The organism is Streptomyces cellostaticus (genome assembly GCF_001513965.1).
Taxonomy (GTDB): Bacteria; Actinomycetota; Actinomycetes; order Streptomycetales; family Streptomycetaceae; genus Streptomyces; species Streptomyces cellostaticus.
Genome location: NZ_KQ948030.1, coordinates 163,132 through 184,164 on the forward strand (window position 1 = coordinate 163,132; position 21,033 = coordinate 184,164).

Genomic DNA, 21,033 nt, shown 5'->3' on the forward strand with positions numbered 1-21,033 from the left:
CAGGTGATTCACTCCGCGGGCGGCCGCACCAGCCCCTTCGCGTAGGCGTAACGCACCGCCTGTGCCCGGTCCTTGAGGCCCGTCTTGGCGAAGAGGTTGTTGATGTGAGTCTTCACGGTCGCGGTGGAGACATGCAGGGCGCGGGCGATCTCCTGGTTGCTCAGTCCCTCGCCGATCAGCACCAGGACCTCGGTCTCCCGCGCGGTCAGGCCGTCGGGCGCCTCGGCGGCCGCCGGTGTGGGCTCGGGCTCCGACAGCCTCTCCAGCAGCCGGCGCTGGACACTCGGCGACAGTCCGGCCTCCCCGGACAGAACACTCTCCACGGCGCGCACGATCTCGTCGCCGCCCGCGTCCTTGGTGAGATAGCCCCGGGCTCCCGCGCGCAGCGCGGGGAACAGGGACTCGTCGTCCGCGTACGTGGTGAGCACCACGACCTGGGTCCCCGGATACTCCGCCCGGATCCGCCGCGTGGCCTCCACGCCGTCGCAGCGGGGCATCCGCAGGTCCATCAGGACCACGTCCGGGGCGAGTTCCCCCACCAGCCGCACCGCCTCCTCGCCGTCCCCCGCCGAACCCACGACCTCCACACCGGGCAGCAGCCCGAGCAACATCACGATGCCTTCCCGGACCACCGTCTGGTCGTCGGCGACCACCACCCGCGCGGGCTTCCTCTCCCCCTCCGGCTCCGTCATACGGGCACCTTCAACGTCACCACGAACCCCTCCTCGTCCGGCCCCGCGTCCAGCGAACCGCCCAGCAGTTCGGCGCGCTCCCGCATTCCCAGCAGACCGTACCCGCCGCCCGCCCCCGTGAGTTCGCCCGGTCGGCCGCCCGAGTCCCGTACGTCCAGCGTCACTTCGTGCCGCCCGTAGTCGAGTCGCAGGTGCACCTTGGCGCCGTGGGCGTGCTTGCGGACGTTCGTCAACGCCTCCTGCGCCACCCGCCGCACGGCCTGTGAGGCTTCGGCCGGCAGAGGTCTGCGCTCACCCGTGACGGTGACCTCGGCGCCGTCGGCCGCGCTGACGAGTTCGGTCAGGAAGTCCTCCAGGGGCGACAGATCACCACGCAACGCGGACAGCGCCTGCCGTGTTTCGGCGAGGCCGTCGCGAGCCATGCCCCGGGCGGCCACCACCCGCTCCAGGATCTGCTCCCGGCCGGCGCCGCGCTCTATCAGCAGCCGGGCCGCCTCCAGATGCACCAGTTGCGCCGAGAGGCTGTGGGCGAGCACGTCGTGGATCTCCCGGGCGATCCTCGCCCGCTCGGCCAGCGCCGCCGACTGTGCCTCGGCGGCCCGCGCGGCCCGCTCCTGGGCGAGCAGCCGCTGCGCGCTTCCTCGGGCCTCCGCGTCTAGCCGCAGGACGTATCCGGCAAGGGCCATGCCCGCCACCGTGGCGGCCGTGGTCAGCCACACGTCGTTGTTGAACGCGGAGTACGAGGCCAGCGCCACTGATGTCACAGGCAGGGCGGCCCCGAGGGGCAGCCGCTCCAGGGCGGAGATACCGCAGCCGCACCAGACCACCAGGGCCGGTCCCCTGAACCCCGTGGCCTCGGCCGCGACCGCGATGCCCAGGAGCACACTCATGAGTGCCAGGGAGCGCACCAGCCGGTGCTCGTAGGTGCTGCGGAAGAAGGCCCAGGAGACGACGGCGGCCAGCAGGACGCCGGCGACGGCCGCGAGTGCGCCCCAGATGCCGACGTGCTTGTGGCTGAAGGCGCCCCACAGGAGCAGCGCGAGCACCAGCACCCTGATGGCCCAGGCGAGCAGGCGCCGTGGTCGGGGGGTTCCCTTGCGGCCGAGCGCTTCACGCGACGGCCAGCGTGTCCAGGCGTTCTCCGTCACACGTGCTCCTTCCACGCCGACCGCATGTCGTCACCGTACGCCGGGGCCGGACTGCTCGCGGAACCGAAGGACTGGGCCCGCCAGACCAGGATCCCGGCCCGGACCAGCAGGGTGTCGGCAAAGCCGAGCATCAGTGCCGAGCTGTTCTGGTGCACGCCGATCACGACGCCGAGAGCGAAGACGCCGACCCGCAGGGCTACGCCTGCGGCCCATACGGCGGCGCTCGCCTTGGTGCTCTTGGTCCACACGACGCCGTCCGGTTCCGTCCAGATACGGGTGGTCCAGGCCCAGCCGGCGCCTGTGGCCAGGCCGATGAGTATCTCCACGGCCAGCAGCACGGCGGATTCGATGCGGTGATGGACGTCGAGTATTCCGGGCCCGCGCAGGGCCATGGCCCCGAGAATCACAGGGAGCAGCCACCAGCGCCGGTCGGTGTCGATCGCGCGGGCGCGGAACTGGCGCACGATCACTATGGCGACTACGGCCACCATCACCAACGCGTTGACGAGCCCGGCCATCACAGCCTCCGTGAGCGAGAAGGGGCGTCGGAAGCGAGCGCTGCCGACGCCTTCGAAGCTACGGAAGTTCGCAGGTCAGGAGATCGGAGCGGGGGTGGATCGCGGGTGGAACCTTGCGGACGACCCGCCTCCACCCACGGGTGGACAGACCGCCGGTGAGCCATGCGGGCCGCGCGTCTGCCGGGGCTCGGCTGCGGTGCGGGCCGGGCGCAGGGGCCGGGCGCCACTAGTCGCTGGGCCAGGCTGGTTGGGCTGGGCAGGCCTGAGCCGGGGAACAGGGCAGGCCTGAGCCGAGGCACGGCGAGCCAGGGCAGAGGCAGGGGTCCGCGGCCGCCGCGAGAACCGTGGCAGGGAGCCACAGCCGAGGCCGATGGGTTCACTCCAGGGGCGGAACCGCAGGGCCGACTCCGGTCGAGCGGGTCGTAATGGGCGCGCCACGCTCGGCCTGGGCATGTGATGCCCGGCCCCAACCGTGCATGCCGCTCCTCGGGGCAAGGCACACCCCGCCCGTTCACCTCCCGGCTCAAGGCCGAACGCACGCTCAAGAGCCGAGCGCACGCTCAAGATCGGAGCGCAGACGCCGCCCCTGCTGTCCCGAGCCCCTCGGCGCGCGGCCGACCCACCCGGTCGGCCCCGATCGAGGCGGCTCTTCACAGCCGGCCACCCAACCGGCGAGCCGAAGCCCTCCCCCCGAGCCCGTCGGCAGGCCACGAGCACCGCTCACTCGCCCCGTCGCCATCTCGAGGCGCGCCCAACGCTCACCGGCCGACCTGCCCACTCCCAGCGAGCAGTCAGGTCGGCCAGAGCCGGCGCAGCGGCTACGCGTCGATGCGGGACCGGTCCAGCGTCGCCGCCGAGCTGGAGATGAACTCCTTGCGGGGGGCGACGTCGTTGCCCATGAGCAGGTCGAAGACCTGCTCAGCGGCCTCCAGGTCGGAGAGGTTGATCCGGCGCAGGGTGCGGTGGCGCGGGTCCATCGTGGTCTCGGCCAGCTGGTCGGCGTCCATCTCGCCCAGACCCTTGTAGCGCTGGATGGAGTCCTTGTACCGGATGCCCTTGCTCTGGAACTCCATCAGCTTGTCGCGCAGCTCACGGTCCGAGTACGTGTAGACGTACTTGTCCTGGCCCTTCTTCGGCTGGACGATCTCGATACGGTGCAGCGGCGGCACCGCGGCGAAGACCCGGCCGGCTTCGACCATGGGCCGCATGTAGCGCTGGAACAGCGTCAGCAGCAGGCACCGGATGTGGGAGCCGTCCACATCGGCGTCGGTCATCATGATGATCTTGCCGTAGCGGGCCGCGTCGATATCGAACGTACGGCCCGACCCGGCTCCTATGACCTGGATGATCGCGCCGCACTCGGCGTTCTTGAGCATGTCGGTCACCGACGACCGCTGCACGTTGAGGATCTTGCCCCGGATCGGCAGCAGCGCCTGGAACTCGGAGTTCCGCGCGAGCTTCGCCGTACCGAGCGCGGAGTCGCCCTCAACGATGAACAGCTCACTGCGGTCGACGTCGTCGCTGCGGCAGTCGGCGAGCTTGGCCGGCAGGGACGAGGACTCCAGTGCGGTCTTCCGTCGCTGGGCGTCCTTGTGCTGGCGGGCCGCGACGCGCGTGCGGGCGGCGGCGACCACCTTCTCCATGACGACCCGGGCCTGGGCGGCGGCGTCCCGCTTGGCGGCGGTCAGGAACGCCTTCAGCTCCTTGGTGACCACGTTGTTCACGATGCGGCGGGCCGCCGAGGTACCGAGGACCTCCTTGGTCTGGCCTTCGAACTGCGGCTCGGCCAGGCGCACGGTGACGACGGCGGTGAGGCCCTCCAGGGCGTCGTCCTTGACGATGTTGTCCTCGGCCACACGCAGCATCTTCTTGGCGCGCAGCACGTCGTTCAGCGTCTGGGTGAGGGCCTGCTCGAAGCCTGCGACATGGGTGCCGCCCTTGGGGGTGGCGATGATGTTGACGAACGACCTCACGGTCGCGTCGTAGCCCGTGCCCCAGCGCAGCGCGATGTCGACGCCCAGCTCGCGGGTGACCTCGGTGGGGGTCATCTGGCCGTGCTCGTCCAGGACCGGGACGGTCTCCTTGAAGCTGCCCTGGCCGGAGAAGCGGATGACGTCGCAGACCGGCTTGTCGTTGGCCAGGTACTCGCAGAACTCGCTGATGCCGCCGTCGAAGCGGAAGGACTCCTCGCCCTTGCTGCCGCCCTCGCCGAGGCCGTACTCGTCGCGGACGACGATGGTGAGGCCGGGCACCAGGAAGGCTGTCTGCCGGGCGCGCTGGTGCAGGTTCTCCAGGGAGAGCTTGGCGTCCTTCAAAAAGATCTGCCGGTCGGCCCAGTACCGCACGCGCGTGCCGCTGCGTGTCTTGGGAATCTTCTTCGTCTTGCGCAGGCCGCTCTTGGCCTCGAACTTGGCGTCCGGACCCTCGCCCGCGAAGGCGCCCGGGACACCTCGCCGGAAGCTGATGGCGTGGACATGGCCATCCCGGTCGACCTCGACGTCGAGACGGGCGGAGAGCGCGTTGACCACGGAGGCACCGACGCCGTGCAGACCACCGGAGGCGGCGTACGAGCCGCCGCCGAACTTGCCGCCGGCGTGCAGCTTGGTCATGACGACCTCGACACCGGACAGGCGGGTCTTGGGTTCCACGTCCACGGGGATGCCGCGGCCGTTGTCCCGCACCTCGACAGAGCCGTCGTCGTGGAGGATCACCTCGATGTGGTCGCAGAAGCCACCGAGGGCCTCGTCCACGGAGTTGTCGATGATCTCCCACAGGCAGTGCATCAGACCGCGGCTGTCGGTCGAGCCGATGTACATGCCCGGGCGCTTGCGTACGGCCTCGAGACCCTCGAGGACGAGCAGGTGCCGCGCGGTGTAGTTGGAACCGTCCCGGTCTGCTCCTGCCAGCAGCGCTGTGGACGGCACGGACGTATCGGCGGTCACGCGGTTCGCTCCTCGCTGAATTTCAGATGACCCCCTTCTGGGTAAGGGGGCGGCTTCGGTCGCCGCTCAGAGGGTACCGAGGCCTGGTAGAGCCGTTGTAACGCCACCCTCATCGGGAGCTCAGCCTAGTCCAGGCTCGCATACACGTTCGATCCCTCGATGGAGTGAAGTACATATCACGTTCCCTTGGAGGCATGAACCATTTAGGCTCCGGGCACGTCCTCATGAACAACCGGCAACCCGGCCGGGAGGATGTGAACCGAAGACAGCGCGAAACCGTAAGCACACAAGACACGCACTACGGCACATTCGCCGCCAACCGGCAGCAGACAGCCGCCCGGAAAGATTTTTCGAGGAAAAGCCACGAGCGGGAACGTTTTCGGGCTGGTTGGATGTTGACCCTGGTACGACAGCTCGTCGAGCTAGAGAAGAGGCGACGTGACTACTGTTCTGACCCCCGCGAGCCCGCTGACGGCCGCCGATCGCTGCGACCGCTGCGGCGCCCAGGCATACCTGCGCGTCGTGCTGCTCAGCGGCGGAGAACTGCTCTTCTGCGCCCACCACGGTCGCAAGTTCGAGCCGGAACTCAAGAAGATCGCCGCTGAGATACAGGACGAGACGGAGCGGCTGACGTCCGTTCCGGGCATCGCTTCCGAAGAAGAGCGCTGAATCTCGCACCCACGACGAGCCAGCCCCGGCACAGGCCGGTGCACGGGCGGCCGCTCCGAGAGGAGCGGCCGCCCGTGCTCATGCTCCCGTACAGCCCCTCAGGTCTTCCTGTGGAGCCGTTGCGGGCCCCCGGCGGCGGGCTTCAGGGTGCGGAGAACGTCGGACACGCGCGTGTAGACACCAGGGCTGCCCGGCCGCCCACAGCCGCTCCCCCAGGACACGAGCCCGATCAGTCGTCCAGAGGCCACCAGAGGGCCCCCACTGTCGCCCTGGCAGGCGTCCGGCCCGCCCGCGGTCTCTCCGGCGCAGAGCATGGAGTCGGCCCGGAAGGTCCCCTCTGGGCCGCCCGGATAGGCGCGGGCACAGAGATCGTCGCCCAGCACGTGGACGCGTGCGCCGTGCAGCCCGCGCGCGTAGGCACCGCCGCCGGTCGTGTCACCCCATCCGGATACCAGGGCCTCCGTCCCGGCTCTGTACGCCGGGTCGCCCGCGGGCGCCATGGCCACGACGGCACTCTGCGGCAGCGGTTCGGCGAGAGTGAGAACGGCGAAGTCACCGGAGTTGGCCGCGGCGTCGTAGCGCGGATTGACCCGGGCGTCCTGTACGGCGATCTCAGCGCCCTCGGTCCCGAGCAGGTCGGTACGGCCCGTTATGACCTTGAGGTCGGGCATCTGGTTCGGCGGGGCCCCCAGGACCTCCTCGGCCAGGCAGTGGGCCGCGGTGAGCACGGTGGTCCGCGTGACCGCCACGCCACCGCAGAACTGCCCTGCCCGCGTTCCCCCGAACCGGGCACGGCTGGACAGTGCCACCGTCCACGGGGCGGCGGAGACGTCGATCGGAAACCCCCCGACGACAACGCTGTCGGCGGCCGCCTGGGCCGCTCCCATCAGGGGTATGGCGGTCATGGTGGCCGCCATGGCAAGCGGCCGGATCAGTGTCCGGACAACGGAACGGCGCATGCAGACTCCTCACTCCGGGGTGGTCCTGGGACACCCAGAGTCATCCACGTCGTGGCTGTGCGCAGCACGAAGACCCGGCCCCCGCGTGGGGAACCGGGCCTTCGCCGTCCGTACGACCTGGACCTAGTCGAGGTAGTCGCGCAGCACCTGCGAACGCGACGGGTGGCGCAGCTTCGACATGGTCTTGGACTCGATCTGGCGGATGCGCTCACGCGTCACGCCGTACACCTTGCCGATCTCGTCGAGGGTCTTCGGCTGACCGTCGGTGAGACCGAAACGCATGGAGACGACGCCGGCCTCGCGCTCGGACAGGGTGTCCAGAACAGAATGCAGCTGCTCCTGCAGAAGCGTGAAGCTGACGGCGTCCGCGGGAACGACGGCCTCGGAGTCCTCGATGAGGTCACCGAACTCGCTGTCGCCGTCCTCACCCAGCGGGGTGTGCAGGGAGATGGGCTCGCGGCCGTACTTCTGGACCTCGATGACCTTCTCCGGGGTCATGTCGAGTTCCTTGGCCAGTTCCTCCGGGGTGGGCTCGCGGCCCAGGTCCTGGAGCATCTGGCGCTGCACGCGCGCGAGCTTGTTGATGACCTCGACCATGTGCACCGGGATACGGATGGTGCGAGCCTGGTCGGCCATGGCACGGGTGATCGCCTGGCGGATCCACCAAGTGGCGTAGGTGGAGAACTTGTAACCCTTGGTGTAGTCGAACTTCTCGACCGCGCGGATCAGACCGAGGTTGCCCTCCTGGATGAGGTCCAGGAAGAGCATGCCGCGGCCCGTGTACCGCTTGGCCAGGGAGACCACCAGACGGAGGTTGGCCTCCAGGAGGTGGTTCTTGGCGCGGCGGCCGTCCTCCGCGATGATCTCCAGCTCCCGCTTCAGCTTCGGCGCGAGCTTGTCGGAGTTGGCGAGCTTGTCCTCGGCGAACAGACCCGCCTCGATGCGTTTGGCCAGCTCGACCTCCTGCTCGGCATTGAGCAGGGGGACCTTGCCGATCTGCTTGAGGTAGTCCTTGACCGGGTCGGCCGTGGCGCCGGCCGCGGCGACCTGCTGGGCGGGCGCGTCGTCCTCGTCCTCGTCGGACAGGACGAAGCCCGCGCTCTCGGCACCCTCGGGCTCGTCGGCGACCTTGGTGTCCTCGAGGACCTCTTCCTCGAGAAGCTCGGCGTCGTCCTTCTTGGCCGTGGTCTTCTTGGCGGCCGTCTTCTTGGCGACGGTCTTCTTCACGGCCGCCTTCTTGGCGGCCGTCTTCTTGGCGGCGGCCTTCTTGGCCGTTCCGGCTTCCTCGGCGGGATCGTCGGCGAACGAAGCGGCGGGCGTAGCCGGGGCGGCCGTGGTGGCGGTGGCCTTCCTGGTGGTCACCGTCTTCGCCGCGACCGTCTTGGTGGCGGTGCGCTTCGCCGGACTCTTCGCTGCGACGCTCTTTCGGGTGCGCTTGGGCTCTGCTGCACTGACCATCAGCGTCACACCCTCTTCCTCAAGGATCTGGTTGAGGCTGCGCAGTACGTTCTTCCACTGAGTGGCCGGAATCTGGTCAGCTTCGAAGGCCCGACGCACATCGTCGCCGGCGATCTGCCCCTCAGCCTTTCCCCGCTCAATGAGCGCCATGACAGAGACGGACTCGGCGATCTCCGGCGGGAGCGTACGGGATGTGCTGGCCGACACGAACAACCTCTCGGAACGTTGGAAAACGGCTTCCGGCCCCGTCCACAGTGGACAGGAGCCGACCACCGGCCTGGGGATGGGCCGACGGAGCGGGCGGGGCCGGGAAGATGCACAGCGCCTGTCATGGCGTCCGTATTCCCTCCGCGGCTGTCACCTCTTAGGTCATCGCGTTGTCCGCACGAGCGTTACGCCCAATCTGCGTGGCCCGAGTCACACCCCGTAAGCGGTCAAAAGCGGTCAGGTATAGGCAAAGAAGGTCACCCATGGACTGACCGGGCCCGCTCCGCCTGCCGCGGCGGCCCGCCGCGTCGCCGGGCCCCACCGGATTCCAAGGATCCGATGGGGCCCGGCGACGGCCGGTTTCCCTCGCCCGGCGCCGCCACGAGCACCACCAGAGCGCGGCACACCGGCGACCGCCCCGTCTTCGGTACGGCTCAGTGCTCCCGCGGGGCTGGAACCACGCGCTCCACCTCAGGGTGGACGGTCAGCAGTTGACGCATGGCCGCCTCCGCCGCCGTCCCGTCGCCGCTGCCGAGCGCGTCGACGATCCGCGCGTGCAGCGCGAGGGAGCCCTCGTTCGGTCGGTCACAGCCGGTGACCGGGCCGCCGGAGACCTGGAGGGCGGCCGAGACGATCCCGGAGAGATGCTCCAGCATGCGGTTGCCCGCGATCTGGATGAGCAGGGTGTGGAACTCGGTGTCGGCGCGCGAGAAGGTCAGTGTGTCGCCCTGCGCCATGGCATGGCTCATGATCTCAACCATGTCGGAGAGGCGCTGCTGCACCTCCTCGCGTCCGTGTCCGGCGGCGAGGCGGGCGGCGAGGGGCTCGATCGTCCAGCGCAGCTCGCTCAGCTCGCGGCGCTGGTCGTCGCGCTGCGGCCCGAAGGCCCGCCACTCGATGATGTCCGGATCCAGGAGGTTCCAGTCACTGACGGGCCGCACGCGGGTGCCGACGTTCGGGCGGGCGCTGACGAGGCCCTTGGCCTCCAGGACACGGAGGGACTCGCGGACGACGGTACGGGAGACCTCGAAGCGCTGGCCGATCTCCTCGGGCACCAGCGGGCGGTCCGCCCCCAGGTCGCCGGAGACGATCATCTGACCCAGCTGCTGGACGAGTTGGCCGTGCAGTCCGCGTCCGCGGCTGCCCGCGGCGCGCCGGCCCACGCGGCCCAGCTCGGGGTCCGCTCCGTCCCAGGCGGGCGCTCCGACGCGGTCGGCCACCGGCGCCTCGGCGTAGGGGTAGCGGTCGAGTTCGCCCGGGCCGGTCAGACCTGAGTCTGCGGAGCGGGCGGCGGTCATCATGGTGTGCGCAAGGGTACTCACGGATCCTTTGTCGGCGCCGCCTCCAACTCCCTTGAGGTCTTTGGTGAAAAGCACACGAAAGGGTGATCGCTCACCCCGTCGCAATTGACGCCTTATCGGAAAGAAACGGGCTTTCTCCGGGGAGTTGTGCACACAGCGGGACCGGAAGCGCACGGACGCCTGTCACCGGACCCTGGTGCGCAGCGTCGTGAGCACGTACGCGCACCCCAGCGCGGCGAGCGACAACGCCATCGCACCGCCGACGGGTTGGGCGACGACCCGGGCCACGCCGAGCAGATAGCGCTCTCCTCCGAACGGCCACTGCAAGAGGAAGACCTCCCGCATCCGCAGGGGCAGGCCGGCCGCCGTCGGCACGGTCTGCCCCTGCAGTGCCTTGTGCACGAGAGGGACGACGAGAACGGGTACGGCAAGGACGGTGGCGAGACCCGCCGTAGCGGACCGGAAGACGCCGGCCGCCAGAACCCCGGCCCAGGCACAACCGGTCACCAGCCCGAACCAACTCACGCTCAGCGAAAGCCAGTCCGAGGGAACTTGCGTGAGCTCCCGTCCGTAGACGAGGTAGAGCACTTCGGCGTCGCAGCCCATGGTGAGGAAGGCCAGCATCACGGCGGTGGCCCCGGAGACGAGGAGCTTGGCGGTGAGCAGTCCCAGCCGACGGGGCACGGTTCCACGGTCCGCCGCCAGCGCGGGGTGGCGGAACTCGTCTCCGAAGGCCAGCGCACCGAGCAGCCCCGCCGCGAGCGCCGCGGGCGGCAGCGGCAGCTCCCGCGGCCACGCGGCGAACAGCCGCGCCTGCGGGGTGTGACCGACCCGCGCCAGGATCACGGCGGTGAGCACGGACACCACCAGCACGGCCCCACAGGTGAGGAAGCCGGTGCCGATTCCGGTGGCACGCCGCAGTTCGTAGCGCAGCGGGCGTAGGGGGCTGGGGGCGGGGCGGACGGAGATGGGGGGCGGGAGGGGGGACAGGTCGTCGAGGATACGCGTCACTTCGGGGCGCGAAGGATGCCCGGCCTGAGGTTGACGGCTGCCCGACTTCCGGGCCTCCGGATTCCGGGCACCGGGAACGGTCGCACCGGCCGCCCGCGCGCCGACGGCCGTGCGCGTCGCGCCGGGGCGCTGCTCCGGGTCGGCGCAGCCCCCCGGGGGGCCGGCCTCCGGTGCGGCTGAAGCAGGCCGGCCGCCGACTGCGATCGCAGGCCCGCCGACGGAAGAAGCACCGTCGCCGCTGTCTGCTGCGTCCGCACCGGAGGCGGCGTCAGAGGACGTGTGGTCGGCATCGGAGGCGGCGTCGGGCTGCGGCGGCCCGGTTACGGGGGTGCCCTCAGCGATCCCCACGTGGTCCGGCACGGACTCGTGGCCGTGGGATCCCCCGAGCGACGACCGGTCGCCGCCGAGGCCCTGCTCCGGCTCCGCCTCCGGCGTCGGGACGTCGGACACCGCCCGCTCCTGCTCCTCGACGAGGCTGGGCGCCGCCTGCACACATTCCGAGGCGCGCTCCTCCGGCAAGGAGCCAGGGGCAGCTTGTGACCAGTCATCCGGCACACAGTCCGGTGCGGGCTGCTCCCGTCCGCCCGTCACCACCTCACCGGCCGCGCCCATCCCGTCCCCGGGTCCCCCTTCCGTGCCGGGCCCCATGTCACCGACCTCGTCCGCGAGTTGGTGGACGAGAATGCCGTGACGGAACGCGATCTCGCCGACGTCGGCGGTCGTACTGCCGTACACGGAGAGGCGGTTGCCTTCTTCCCGCACGACCTCGACCGACCGCCGGGCGGTGCGCGCCTCCTTGGTGAGCAGGGCCGCGAGGCGGGCGGCGTGGGGGCTGCGGACGGCCACGCGCGGTCGCAGCCGGGTGCGGGCGAACTCCCTGGCCTCCTGGTCGGCGACGAGTCTGCCGCCGTCGAGGGTGACGACCCGGTCGGCCGTGCGAGCGGCCTCCTTGGAGTCGGCCGTCGTGAACAGCACAGTGCCGCCCTGGGAGGCGTGTGCCCGCAACATGCCGTGCAGCCAGCGCGCCTCACGGGCGGAGAGACCGGCAGCGGGGTCGTCCAGCACGAGCGTGTGCGGGTCGGGCAGCAGGGCGCAGGCCAGTCCGAGTCTGCGGTCCATGCCGTGCGAGAGGGTGCCGAGGCGTTCCTCGCGGAGGCTGACGAGGCCGACCGCTTCGAGGACCTCGTCGGCGCGCCGGGCGGGAACGCCCGTTGCCGCGCACAGCATGCGCAGGTGGCCGCGGACCGAGCGGGCCGGATGACCGGGTACGTCACCGAGGAGCACGCCGACTTCCCGCGCCGGGTGAGCGATGCGGTGCAGGGGCCGGCCCCTGAAGTAGGTGATGCCGCGACCTTGTTGGAGTTCGAGCATCAGTCTGAGCGCGGTCGTCTTGCCCGCGCGCGTCGCCCCGAGGAGCGCGGTGACATCGCCGGCGCGCGCCTCGAAGGAGACGTCGTCGACGGCGAGCGGGTGCGCCTTGCGGGCATTGCTGGTCAGTCCGAAGGCCTGGATCACCTACAGCAAGATAGCGTGTAATGTCCTCTTTTTCCGGTATAACCCGACCTGTCATGCGGTGACGTCCGACCAGAGGGGCTTATGTCCGCCATTGGACGGATCGAGCCTCGGCGCACGCCTGCGGCTCCGGCAGCCAGGTGCCGCGAGAGTCGGGCTCTCAGACCTCGGGGCGGAGCATCGGAGGGTTGAGCAGGGTGGCGCCGCCGGCGCGGAAGAGCTGGGCCGGCCGACCTCCCTGCCGGGTGGTCGTGCCTCCCGTCGGAACGAGGAATCCTGGGGTTCCGGTGACCTTGCGGTGGAAGTTGCGCGGGTCGAGGGCCACGCCCCACACCGCCTCGTAGACCCGGCGCAGCTCCCCGACGGTGAACTCGGGCGGGCAGAACGCGGTGGCCAGCGACGAGTACTCGATCTTGGAGCGTGCCCGCTCGACTCCGTCGGCGAGGATCTGGGCGTGGTCGAAGGCGAGGGGTGCCACGGGTTCGCCGTCGCGGCCGTATCCGCCTTGCTGGAGCAGTTCCTCGACCGGCGCCCAGCGCGCGTTGCTCGCGTCGCCGCCCGCCCGGGGAGCGGGCAGGTCCGGGGCGAGGGCGAGGTGCGCCACGCTGACCACGCGCATCCGCGGGTCCCGCTTCGGGTCGCCGTAGGTGGCGAGCTGTTCCAGGTGGGCGCCGTTGTCCTGGGCGGGAACCGCGGGATCGTGGGCGCGCAGCCCGGTCTCCTCGGCCAGCTCACGCGCTGCCGCCTGGGTCAGGTCCTCGTCGGCCCGCACGAAGCCGCCAGGCAGCGCCCAGCGCCCCTGGAACGGCGGCTCGCCCCTGCGTACCGCCAGCGCGCACAGGGCATGGCGGCGCACGGTCAGCACGACCAGGTCCACGGTGACGGCGAAGGGCGGAAAGGCTGACGGGTCGTAGGGCATGCGGCGATCATAGTCGTCTGCCTGACGATAAACACTCCCTTCGTGAGCCGCATCGGTGGCCGATCCGCTTCGTTCCGGTATGGGCCGCAGGGTCTGCGCCCAATCGTCGTGCCGGTCGCGTCGTACGAGGTCAGACTCCCAATTGCAGGCCGTCCGCCGCGTCCTCGACCATGGCCAGGCCCAGTCGGCTGACGCGCACGGCGAAGGGAGCGCCCACCACGCGCAGCCCGGTCAGGGTGATCTCACCGAGGGGGACACTGTGCATCGGGCGCAGGGCCACGGTGCGGGCGGGGGCGTCGGGTCGGATGCCCGCGAGCGTGGTCAGGATCAGGATCGCGGCGGCCGCGGCGGTCGCCGCCGGGCGGCAGGCCGCCGGGTGCGGGAGGGGAGCGCTCCCGGCGGTGCGCTGCTCCCCGGCGTACATCTCCGGCAGCCGGTGGTCGAAGTGCTCCGCCGCGTCCAGCAGCCCCCGCAGCAGGCCGGTCGCCTCCTTCTCGTAACCGACGGCGGCCAGTCCGGCGACGGCGAGCGCGGTTTCCTGAACCCGGACGGCTCCGCTCCGGTGGCCGAACGGATTGTGTCCGGTCTCCTTGGCGCCGAGGCCGCGCAGCCCCCATCCCGCGTCCATCGCCGGGCCGCCGAGCAGCCGGGCGAGCTGTTCGGTCTGCACCTTGTCGAGCAGGCCGGGGGCGAGCCCGCCTGCGTCGAGCAGGCCGGTGTCGAGGAGGTGCACGGCAGTGGAGCCGAGATGCGGAAGGGGACGGCCGTCCGGCGCCAGGGCCGCGGCCGGACGTCCGCCACCCCGGTCCTCCACCCAGAAATCCTTCCGGAACGCGTTCTGCGCGGCCTGGGCCCACTGTCGTAACTCCGCTCCCCCCGGCCTGTCGTATGCGTCGAGGAGATCGGCGCCGAGGAGGGCCGCCCGGTGAGCATGAGCCTGTGTCTCGCAGCGGACCGGGCCCGCCGGTTGCGGGTCGGCAAGGTAGGTGCCGTCGCCCGTGGTGGTCCGCAGCCACGTCAGACAGCGCTCCGCCGCGGGCAGCAACTCCTGCGTCTCCTGCTCGGGGAGCCCCCAGCGGCGGGCCTCGGCGAGCAGGACGGGGAAGAGCAGCGTGGCCTCCGTGCCCGTGCACGCGGGCGGGAGGAGCGCGCCGGCGTCGCGTCGCGGACCGGGGATGAGGCCTGCCCTTGGGCCTGGGCCGGGCAGCTGGGTGCGGGCCAGGGTGCGCAGCGTGCCCGCGGCAAGCCGGGTACCGAGGGGCAGCGCCATCCGGGCGGCGGCAAGCGCCTCGGCCGGTGCCATTCCGCAGCGCCAGGGCGCGCCCGCCGCGAGGTAGGTGTCGGAGGGGTGGGCGGGGTCGCGCAGCAGCAGGGCCTGGAGGTCGTCGACAGCGGTCCGCAGCAGTACGGCCACCCGAGGGTCGTCGCCTGCCGCCCGTGCGGGCGCGAGGGGGCTGGTCGCGGCCCGCCGCACGGCGCGCAGCGGTGCTGCTCCTGCGCCGTCCGGGCGTACCCGAAGTTCCACGTGTGCCGTTCCCCCCGGAGGCAGTTCCAGCTCCCAGCGCAGCAGGCCGGCAGAGGCCAGTGCTTCGGCGGGCTGCGGGTGCGCGGTGACGCAGGCCCCGCCGCCCGCCGAGGCCCAGCGCAGGCCCGAGGCGTGGACGCTGGCCGGCAGTTCGGGGCCGGCCGAGCCGGAGGCGATGGCGCCGAGGTCGGCGAGGTCCGTGCCCAGGGCGACCTCGACCGGGAGGCGCAGGGGGCGCAGGGTGGCGTTGAGCAGCGTGATGCGCTCGGTGCCGTCCGCGTTACGGGTGCGCTCGACGACGACGTCGGGATCCGGGCCCGCCACCGGGGAGACGCGCAGCGTCCCGACGAAACGGGCTCGGTCGGCTCCGGCCGTCCTGGCCTGCACCATGAGCGGTTCGCGCCCGGCCACGCGGACCTGGCACCGCGAGAGCAGACGCCTACCGCCTCGGTAGAACCCTTCCAGTCCCCGGCCGGCCAACTGTCCCTGCTCGCCGGAGATGGCGAGTCCCGGTAGGGCGACGCAGATCAGCGCAGTGTGCGTGGGCGGCAGGTCGGGGGCGGGCCGGGACGTCGGGTACGGGGTGCGTCCGGAAGCGCCTGGAGGCGGTGCGACGGCAGTGCGGCGGGGCCCGCTCGTCGGTGGGATCCCGGCGCGGGACGAGCCCTGGGCGGCTGGGGACTTCGTAGGCGTACCCGGGACACGGTTGGTTTCGGGTGCGTCGGTGCCTGCACCGGCCTGCGGGAAGGGCTCGCGCCCGCCCGGGGACGGGTAGTTGTCGACGACGGCGGAGGGCCGAGTCGGCTGCTGATGCATGGAGTGGCTTCTTCCGCGCTCGGTGCGCCTCGGACGTGCTGGGCGTGGGGCGGGGTGCCCGGAGGCACAAGGGTCGTACGGCGGCCCACCAGACCAGGCGTTCCGCCACTCAGGTGAAACGGAGGGGGACTCGTCGGGGTCACGCCTCGCATTGGGGAAGCCGACTGAATGACCGGGTGACAGGAAGGGACGCCTGACTGGCGGGTCGCTCGCTGGTGTGAACGGCCGGCTGGGGCATGTCCCCGCGCGGTGCGGCCGGCCAGGCGTCCCGCCCTGGCGCCGGCCACCGCTCCCCCGCGCGGTGCTCATCCGCCTCCCTCCGTCTCCGGGTGACCGCTCCCCGCCGAGGTGCCGCGGCTCGTTCCGTCCCCGGAACGCGCGCGCTTGCCACCCGGCCTCGCGCTGCCCGGGCGCGCAGGTCCAGCAGCCGGCGCTTGAGGGTGGGAGCCGGTCGGGCGCCGCCGGCCGGCCTCCCCTCGGGGCGAACGAGAACCGCTGTCGCTGCCCGCCGCGGACCGCGTTCGGCGACGCCGACGAACACCCCCGTGGGGCGTGTCGGCATTGCAACCGTCCGCTCGACCGGACGTTTCGGAATCTGTGACGTCGGTTCCCGAAGGCGCGTCCGAGGCTGCCTCTGCCGCCGATCCGGTTCGCTCCGCGATCAGGTCCTGCGCTCGCCCTTCGCGATCGGCACGCAGGCTGCGGCGGATCGACTCGGGGTCGAGTCCTTCGTTGCAGGCCTGATGCAGCAGGCGGGCGAAGAGGTAGTCGGGGTCCGCGCCCAGCGCCATGGCGAAGGCTTCCCGGGCCTCCAGCTCGTCTCCGCTCGACCAGGCGACCCAGCCCGCCAGGGTCAGCGGAGCGGCGGCGTGCTCGCTGTACGGCCCGACGCAGCGGCGGGCCAGTGCCCGCCAGAGCCGCAGGGCCGAAGCGGCCTCGTCGCCCTCCATCCAGGCGGCCGCCCGGTCGCGTGTCGTGCGGTCCTGAAGCCCGAGGATCAGCGTTGCCGCCTCGTCGTCTGCGAGCAGTTCGTCGTCGCGCAGGTCAGCCGGATGCGTGCCGGACACCGGCGATGCCGCGGCGAACCTGCGGATGATCCGCTCGGCGAGTTCGAGGGTCTCCTCGGCCACGCTCGCGCGGGCCGCGTCGTCCAGGATGCGGGGCACCAGGGACATGCCGGCCGCGTCCAGGGCGATCTCCTGTTCGAGGGCTGCAGTGGTCTCCCAGGGCAGCAGCCTGGCGCGCAATTCGCGCAGTGTCCCGCGCACTTGGATCCCGGCATAGGTGGCCGCTGCGGCCAGCACCGAGGTGCCGGGCAGGCCCATCGGTGTTCCGTCCTCGGGGCAGCATCCCTCGATCGGGCAGCAGTACGACCAGAAGCGGCCGTCCGAGATGCACAGTGCCTCGATCACCGGCACGTCGAGCGTGCCGCACTCGGTGCGCAGCAGCTGGGCGAGCGGCTGGAGCCGGAGCATGACGTCCCGTCCCGTCTCGCCGCGGCCCGGTTCCTGACAGACGTAGGCGACCATCTGCTCGGGCCTGGCGCCACGCCGCTCGCTGCCGGTCACCAGCCCCTGGGTCAGTTGCCGTGCGGCCGCCTCCCAGTCCTCCTTGGCCGCGGGGATGCCCAGTCGGGCCCGGCCGCCGAACCTGCCGCGGCCTCCCCGGTCGTGCAGGGCGACCAGCACGATGCTGTCCTCGGGGCGGTAGCCGAGCAGATAGGGCAGAGCGTCGGCCAGCTCGGCCGGGGTGCGCAGGGTGACCTGGGTGTCGTGCGCGGACCGCTCGTTCAGTGGCTCTCGTCCGGCAATGTCACCGTCTTCGAAGGGTCCGGTCGTTTCGCTGTGATTCGTCATGCGCAGACGATCTCGCGGATCTTGAGATTCCGCTTGAGCCTGTGGATAAGTCGGATCAGGAACACGACAAGCCGGCTCCGTCCTCGGCGCTTTTCCACAGCAGAACGGTCGCGGGTGCCCGCTCGCGCCCGACTGTCAGTCCCGTCCTGTTGTATGGGACGCATGGAGCACACGAGCAACGCGGATCTCCGGGCACAGGCCGACACCGTCCTCGACCGGCTCGTCGGAGACGCCACGGGCACGGCCCGGCTGCGCGAGGACCAGTGGCGGGCGATCGAGGCGCTGGTCGCCGAACGGCGGCGGGCTCTGGTCGTGCAGCGCACGGGGTGGGGCAAGTCCGCGGTGTATTTCGTGGCGACCTCGCTGCTGCGGGCCAGAGGCAGCGGACCCACGGTGATCGTCTCCCCGCTGCTCGCGCTCATGCGCAACCAGGTGGAGGCGGCGGCCCGTGCCGGTATCCATGCCCGGACCATCAACTCCTCCAATACCGAGGAGTGGGAGGCTGTCCAGAGCGAGATCGCGGCCGGCGAGGTCGACGTGCTGCTCGTCAGCCCGGAGCGCCTGAACAACCCCGACTTCCGTGACCAGGTCCTGCCCAAGCTCTCTGCGGCGACCGGTCTGCTCGTCGTGGACGAGGCGCACTGCATCTCCGACTGGGGCCACGACTTCCGCCCGGACTACCGCCGGCTGCGCACCATGCTCGGCGACCTCCCGCCCGGTGTCCCCGTGCTGGCCACCACCGCCACGGCCAACGCCCGCGTGACCGCCGACGTCGCGGAACAACTCGGTACGGGCGGTACCTCGGACGCCCTGGTGCTGCGCGGGCCGCTGGACCGGGACAGCCTGAGTCTCGGCGTGCTGCGGCTGCCGGACGCCGCACACCGGATGGCCTGGCTCGCCGACCACCTCGACGACCTGCCGGGCTCCGGCATCATCTACACGCTCACCGTGGCCGCCGCCGAGGAAGTGACAACGTTTCTGCGGCAGCGCGGTCACACCGTCGCCTCGTACACGGGCAGGACGGAGAACGCCGATCGTCAGCAGGCCGAGGACGATCTGCTCGCCAACCGGGTCAAGGCGCTGGTCGCCACCTCCGCGCTCGGCATGGGCTTCGACAAGCCGGACCTCGGCTTCGTCGTGCACCTCGGTTCGCCGTCCTCCCCCATCGCCTACTACCAGCAGGTCGGCCGCGCCGGCCGCGGCGTCGAGCACGCCGAGGTGCTGCTGCTGCCGGGCAAGGAGGACGAAGCGATCTGGGAGTACTTCGCATCACTCGCCTTTCCCTCCGAGGATCTGGTGCGCCGGACCCTGGACGTCCTCGCTCGGGCGGACCGGCCGCTCTCATTGCCCGCCCTGGAGCCCCTGGTGGAACTGCGCCGCTCCCGGCTGGAGACGATGCTGAAGGTCCTCGACGTGGACGGAGCGGTGCAGCGCGTCAAGGGCGGCTGGATCGCGACCGGGCAGCCATGGTCGTACGACGCCGAGCGATACGCGTGGGTGGCCCGTCAGCGCACGGCAGAGCAAGAGGCGATGCGCGGATACGCGGCCACCACGGACTGCCGGATGGAGTTCCTCCAGCGCCAGTTGGACGACGAGGGTGCCAAGCCCTGCGGCCGCTGCGACAACTGCGCGGCGCCGCGCTTCACCGCCGGCACATCCACGGCGGCCCTGGACGCGGCGCGGCTCGACCTGGGCCGTGCCGGGGTCGAGGTGGAGCCCCGCCGCATGTGGCCGACCGGCCTTGCGGCGATCGGCATCGACCTCAAGGGGCGCATTCCGGCCGATGAACAGGCCTCCCCCGGGCGGGCTTTGGGTCGGCTCTCGGACATCGGCTGGGGCAACCGGCTGCGCCCCCTGTTCGCGCTCCAGGCACCGGATACGCCCGTGCCGGACGACGTGGCGCGGGCCGTGGTAGACGTGCTGGCCGACTGGGCCAGGGGTCCCGGCGGCTGGGCCTCCGGTGCGGCCGGCGCCCAGCCCCGGCCCGTGGGTGTGGTGACCGTCGCCTCGCGCACCAGGCCGACGCTGATCCACTCACTGGGGGCCCGCATCGCCGAGACCGGCCGACTGCCCCTGCTCGGCTCCGTCGAGTACTCCGGTGACACGCCGCGGGTATCGCGCAGCAACAGCGCCCAGCGTCTGAAGGCCCTCGACGGTGCGTTGACCGTGCCGCCCGCCCTCGCCACCGCACTCTCCGAGGCACGCGGTCCGGTCCTGCTGGTGGACGACTTCACGGAGACCGGCTGGACCCTCGCGGTCGCGGCGCGCCTGCTCAGACGGGCCGGGGCCGGTGGGGTGTTGCCTCTGGTGCTGGCCGTCCAGGGCTGACACACGGCTGCCCGCGCTGCGTCGGCACTGGTCACGGCGTACGAACGTGCCGTGATCGAACGCCCCAGGGGTCATCAGCGGCCCCCGTGGGTAGGGATATAAGCCACGCACCACCAGATAACAGTCGGTGGCCCCAATTGCTCGTTGCCGCATCCAAGTTCGACAGGAAGAATTGAAGTCCGCTCCCCGCACGGCTCGTCCGTGTTCCGGTTGGGCTTTGCTGCGGTGCGCGCTCCCCCGAATCCGACCTCGCCCGCAGTGTGGGCGCGTAGCCGAAGGGAGGAACGTGACCTTCGGATTCGCCTCGTCCTCGGCGGCATCGGTGTCTACGTCCGCGTCCGCCGCTTCCGCCAGTCGCCTGCTCGAGCCCGCGGAGTGGGCAGCCGCCGGAATCCCCCTGCTGCGCAACCCCCGTGAGGTCGTCAGCGGGCTGCACGCCCGCCATAGTCCCAAGCCGTCCACGGCGATCGTGGCCGTCCTCGATCCCGACGAACGGCTGTGCGCCAGCGCCTCGTTCACCCGCCGTCCCGCCCCGGCCGACGGCTGGATGTTCCGCAACGCGCTGCTCGCCCAGCTGCGTCGGGTCATTCCGCACGACCTGCGCCGCCGCACCCCCGTGCGTACGGCCGTGCTGCTCTACTGCCGTGAAGGCGAGGCGCGTTGGACCGAGGAGGACGGCGCCTGGATGTGGGGGCTGCGCGACGCGTGCACATTGCACGGACTGCGGTGCGGGGCATACATCACACTGACCGGAGACGGCTGGCAAGTACTCGGCGAAGGGCGCGGCGGGCGCCACCCGAACGCCCACTCGGACCCGGAGCCCTTCGCCATGTCGGAAGCCCCGCCGCTGACGCCCCGCACCGGCGGCCCGGTCTCCGAGGTGCTGCGCCGCGCGGCCGCTCGCTGAAGAGCGCGGCTCAGGGTGCGGCTGCCGCGCACGAGCAGCTGCACGATGACTCTGCAAACCGAACCAGAAAGCGGGTACGGGAAGCCGAGCAGGCTGTCACAGGCCCGCTCGGCCGGACGGCGCGTACGAACCATGGGACAGCGACGCCCGCACGCGATGCAGAGCGGCCGGTACGCCACCGGGGCGCAGGGGGCGATGGGACGGCTGCCCATACCTGCGCTCACAGCTCATCGGCCCGCCACAGGCGCACTCCTGCCACGCCCGC

The 21,033-nt window shown here is 71.4% G+C and carries 14 protein-coding genes; 3 read left to right on the forward strand and 11 right to left on the reverse strand.

Annotated features, from left to right (window positions below; genetic code table 11):
* Positions 1-8: 8 nt before the first annotated feature.
* The 4 genes from AQI88_RS27215 to AQI88_RS27230 all read right to left on the reverse strand — a co-directional run bounded on the left by AQI88_RS27215 (position 9) and on the right by AQI88_RS27230 (position 5,300).
* Positions 9-692, reverse strand: coding sequence for a response regulator transcription factor (locus tag AQI88_RS27215; protein ID WP_067004117.1), 684 nt, complete (start codon positions 690-692; stop codon positions 9-11).
* Positions 689-1,840, reverse strand: a complete 1,152-nt coding sequence (locus AQI88_RS27220; RefSeq protein WP_067004119.1) for a sensor histidine kinase — start codon at positions 1,838-1,840, stop codon at positions 689-691. The genes AQI88_RS27215 and AQI88_RS27220 overlap by 4 nt, the downstream gene beginning before the upstream one ends.
* Entirely contained in the window at positions 1,837-2,358 is a 522-nt protein-coding gene (locus AQI88_RS27225; protein ID WP_067004121.1) for a DUF1453 family protein, read from the reverse strand. The genes AQI88_RS27220 and AQI88_RS27225 overlap by 4 nt, the downstream gene beginning before the upstream one ends.
* A gap of 818 nt (positions 2,359-3,176) precedes the next feature.
* Positions 3,177-5,300 (reverse strand): DNA gyrase/topoisomerase IV subunit B, encoded by a 2,124-nt coding sequence (locus AQI88_RS27230; protein ID WP_067004123.1) that lies wholly within the window; start codon positions 5,298-5,300, stop codon positions 3,177-3,179.
* Positions 5,301-5,738: 438 nt separating this feature from the next.
* Between AQI88_RS27230 and AQI88_RS27235 the strand changes: the two genes are divergently transcribed.
* Entirely contained in the window at positions 5,739-5,969 is a 231-nt protein-coding gene (locus AQI88_RS27235) for a DUF7455 domain-containing protein (RefSeq protein ID WP_067004125.1), read from the forward strand.
* A 98-nt stretch (positions 5,970-6,067) separates the two neighbouring features.
* Here AQI88_RS27235 and AQI88_RS27240 read toward each other — a convergent pair whose 3' ends face one another.
* From AQI88_RS27240 to AQI88_RS27270, 7 genes are all read right to left on the reverse strand, one after another.
* On the reverse strand, positions 6,068-6,928 hold the full coding sequence (locus tag AQI88_RS27240) for a serine protease (protein WP_067004127.1): 861 nt from the start codon (positions 6,926-6,928) through the stop codon (positions 6,068-6,070).
* Positions 6,929-7,051: 123 nt separating this feature from the next.
* Positions 7,052-8,593 (reverse strand): RNA polymerase sigma factor, encoded by a 1,542-nt coding sequence (locus tag AQI88_RS27245; RefSeq protein ID WP_067004202.1) that lies wholly within the window; start codon positions 8,591-8,593, stop codon positions 7,052-7,054.
* A gap of 434 nt (positions 8,594-9,027) precedes the next feature.
* Entirely contained in the window at positions 9,028-9,915 is an 888-nt protein-coding gene (locus AQI88_RS27250; protein WP_067004129.1) for a FadR/GntR family transcriptional regulator, read from the reverse strand.
* Positions 9,916-10,077: 162 nt separating this feature from the next.
* Positions 10,078-12,420: an ATP-binding cassette domain-containing protein gene (locus AQI88_RS27255; protein ID WP_067004131.1), complete on the reverse strand. Its 2,343-nt coding sequence runs from the start codon at positions 12,418-12,420 to the stop codon at positions 10,078-10,080.
* A gap of 157 nt (positions 12,421-12,577) precedes the next feature.
* Entirely contained in the window at positions 12,578-13,336 is a 759-nt protein-coding gene (locus tag AQI88_RS27260; RefSeq protein WP_067004133.1) for an NUDIX hydrolase, read from the reverse strand.
* Between the two features lie 130 nt (positions 13,337-13,466).
* Positions 13,467-15,677, reverse strand: coding sequence for a glycogen debranching N-terminal domain-containing protein (locus AQI88_RS27265; RefSeq protein WP_244184345.1), 2,211 nt, complete (start codon positions 15,675-15,677; stop codon positions 13,467-13,469).
* Positions 15,678-15,982: 305 nt separating this feature from the next.
* A complete protein-coding gene (locus AQI88_RS27270; protein WP_067004135.1) occupies positions 15,983-17,533 on the reverse strand; it encodes a DUF4192 domain-containing protein in 1,551 nt (516 codons plus the stop codon).
* A 162-nt stretch (positions 17,534-17,695) separates the two neighbouring features.
* Here AQI88_RS27270 and AQI88_RS27275 point away from each other — a divergent pair, with 162 nt between their 5' ends.
* Positions 17,696-19,861 (forward strand): RecQ family ATP-dependent DNA helicase, encoded by a 2,166-nt coding sequence (locus AQI88_RS27275; protein WP_067004137.1) that lies wholly within the window; start codon positions 17,696-17,698, stop codon positions 19,859-19,861.
* Between the two features lie 286 nt (positions 19,862-20,147).
* Positions 20,148-20,768 (forward strand): hypothetical protein, encoded by a 621-nt coding sequence (locus AQI88_RS27280; protein ID WP_067004139.1) that lies wholly within the window; start codon positions 20,148-20,150, stop codon positions 20,766-20,768.
* Positions 20,769-21,033: the final 265 nt, after the last annotated feature.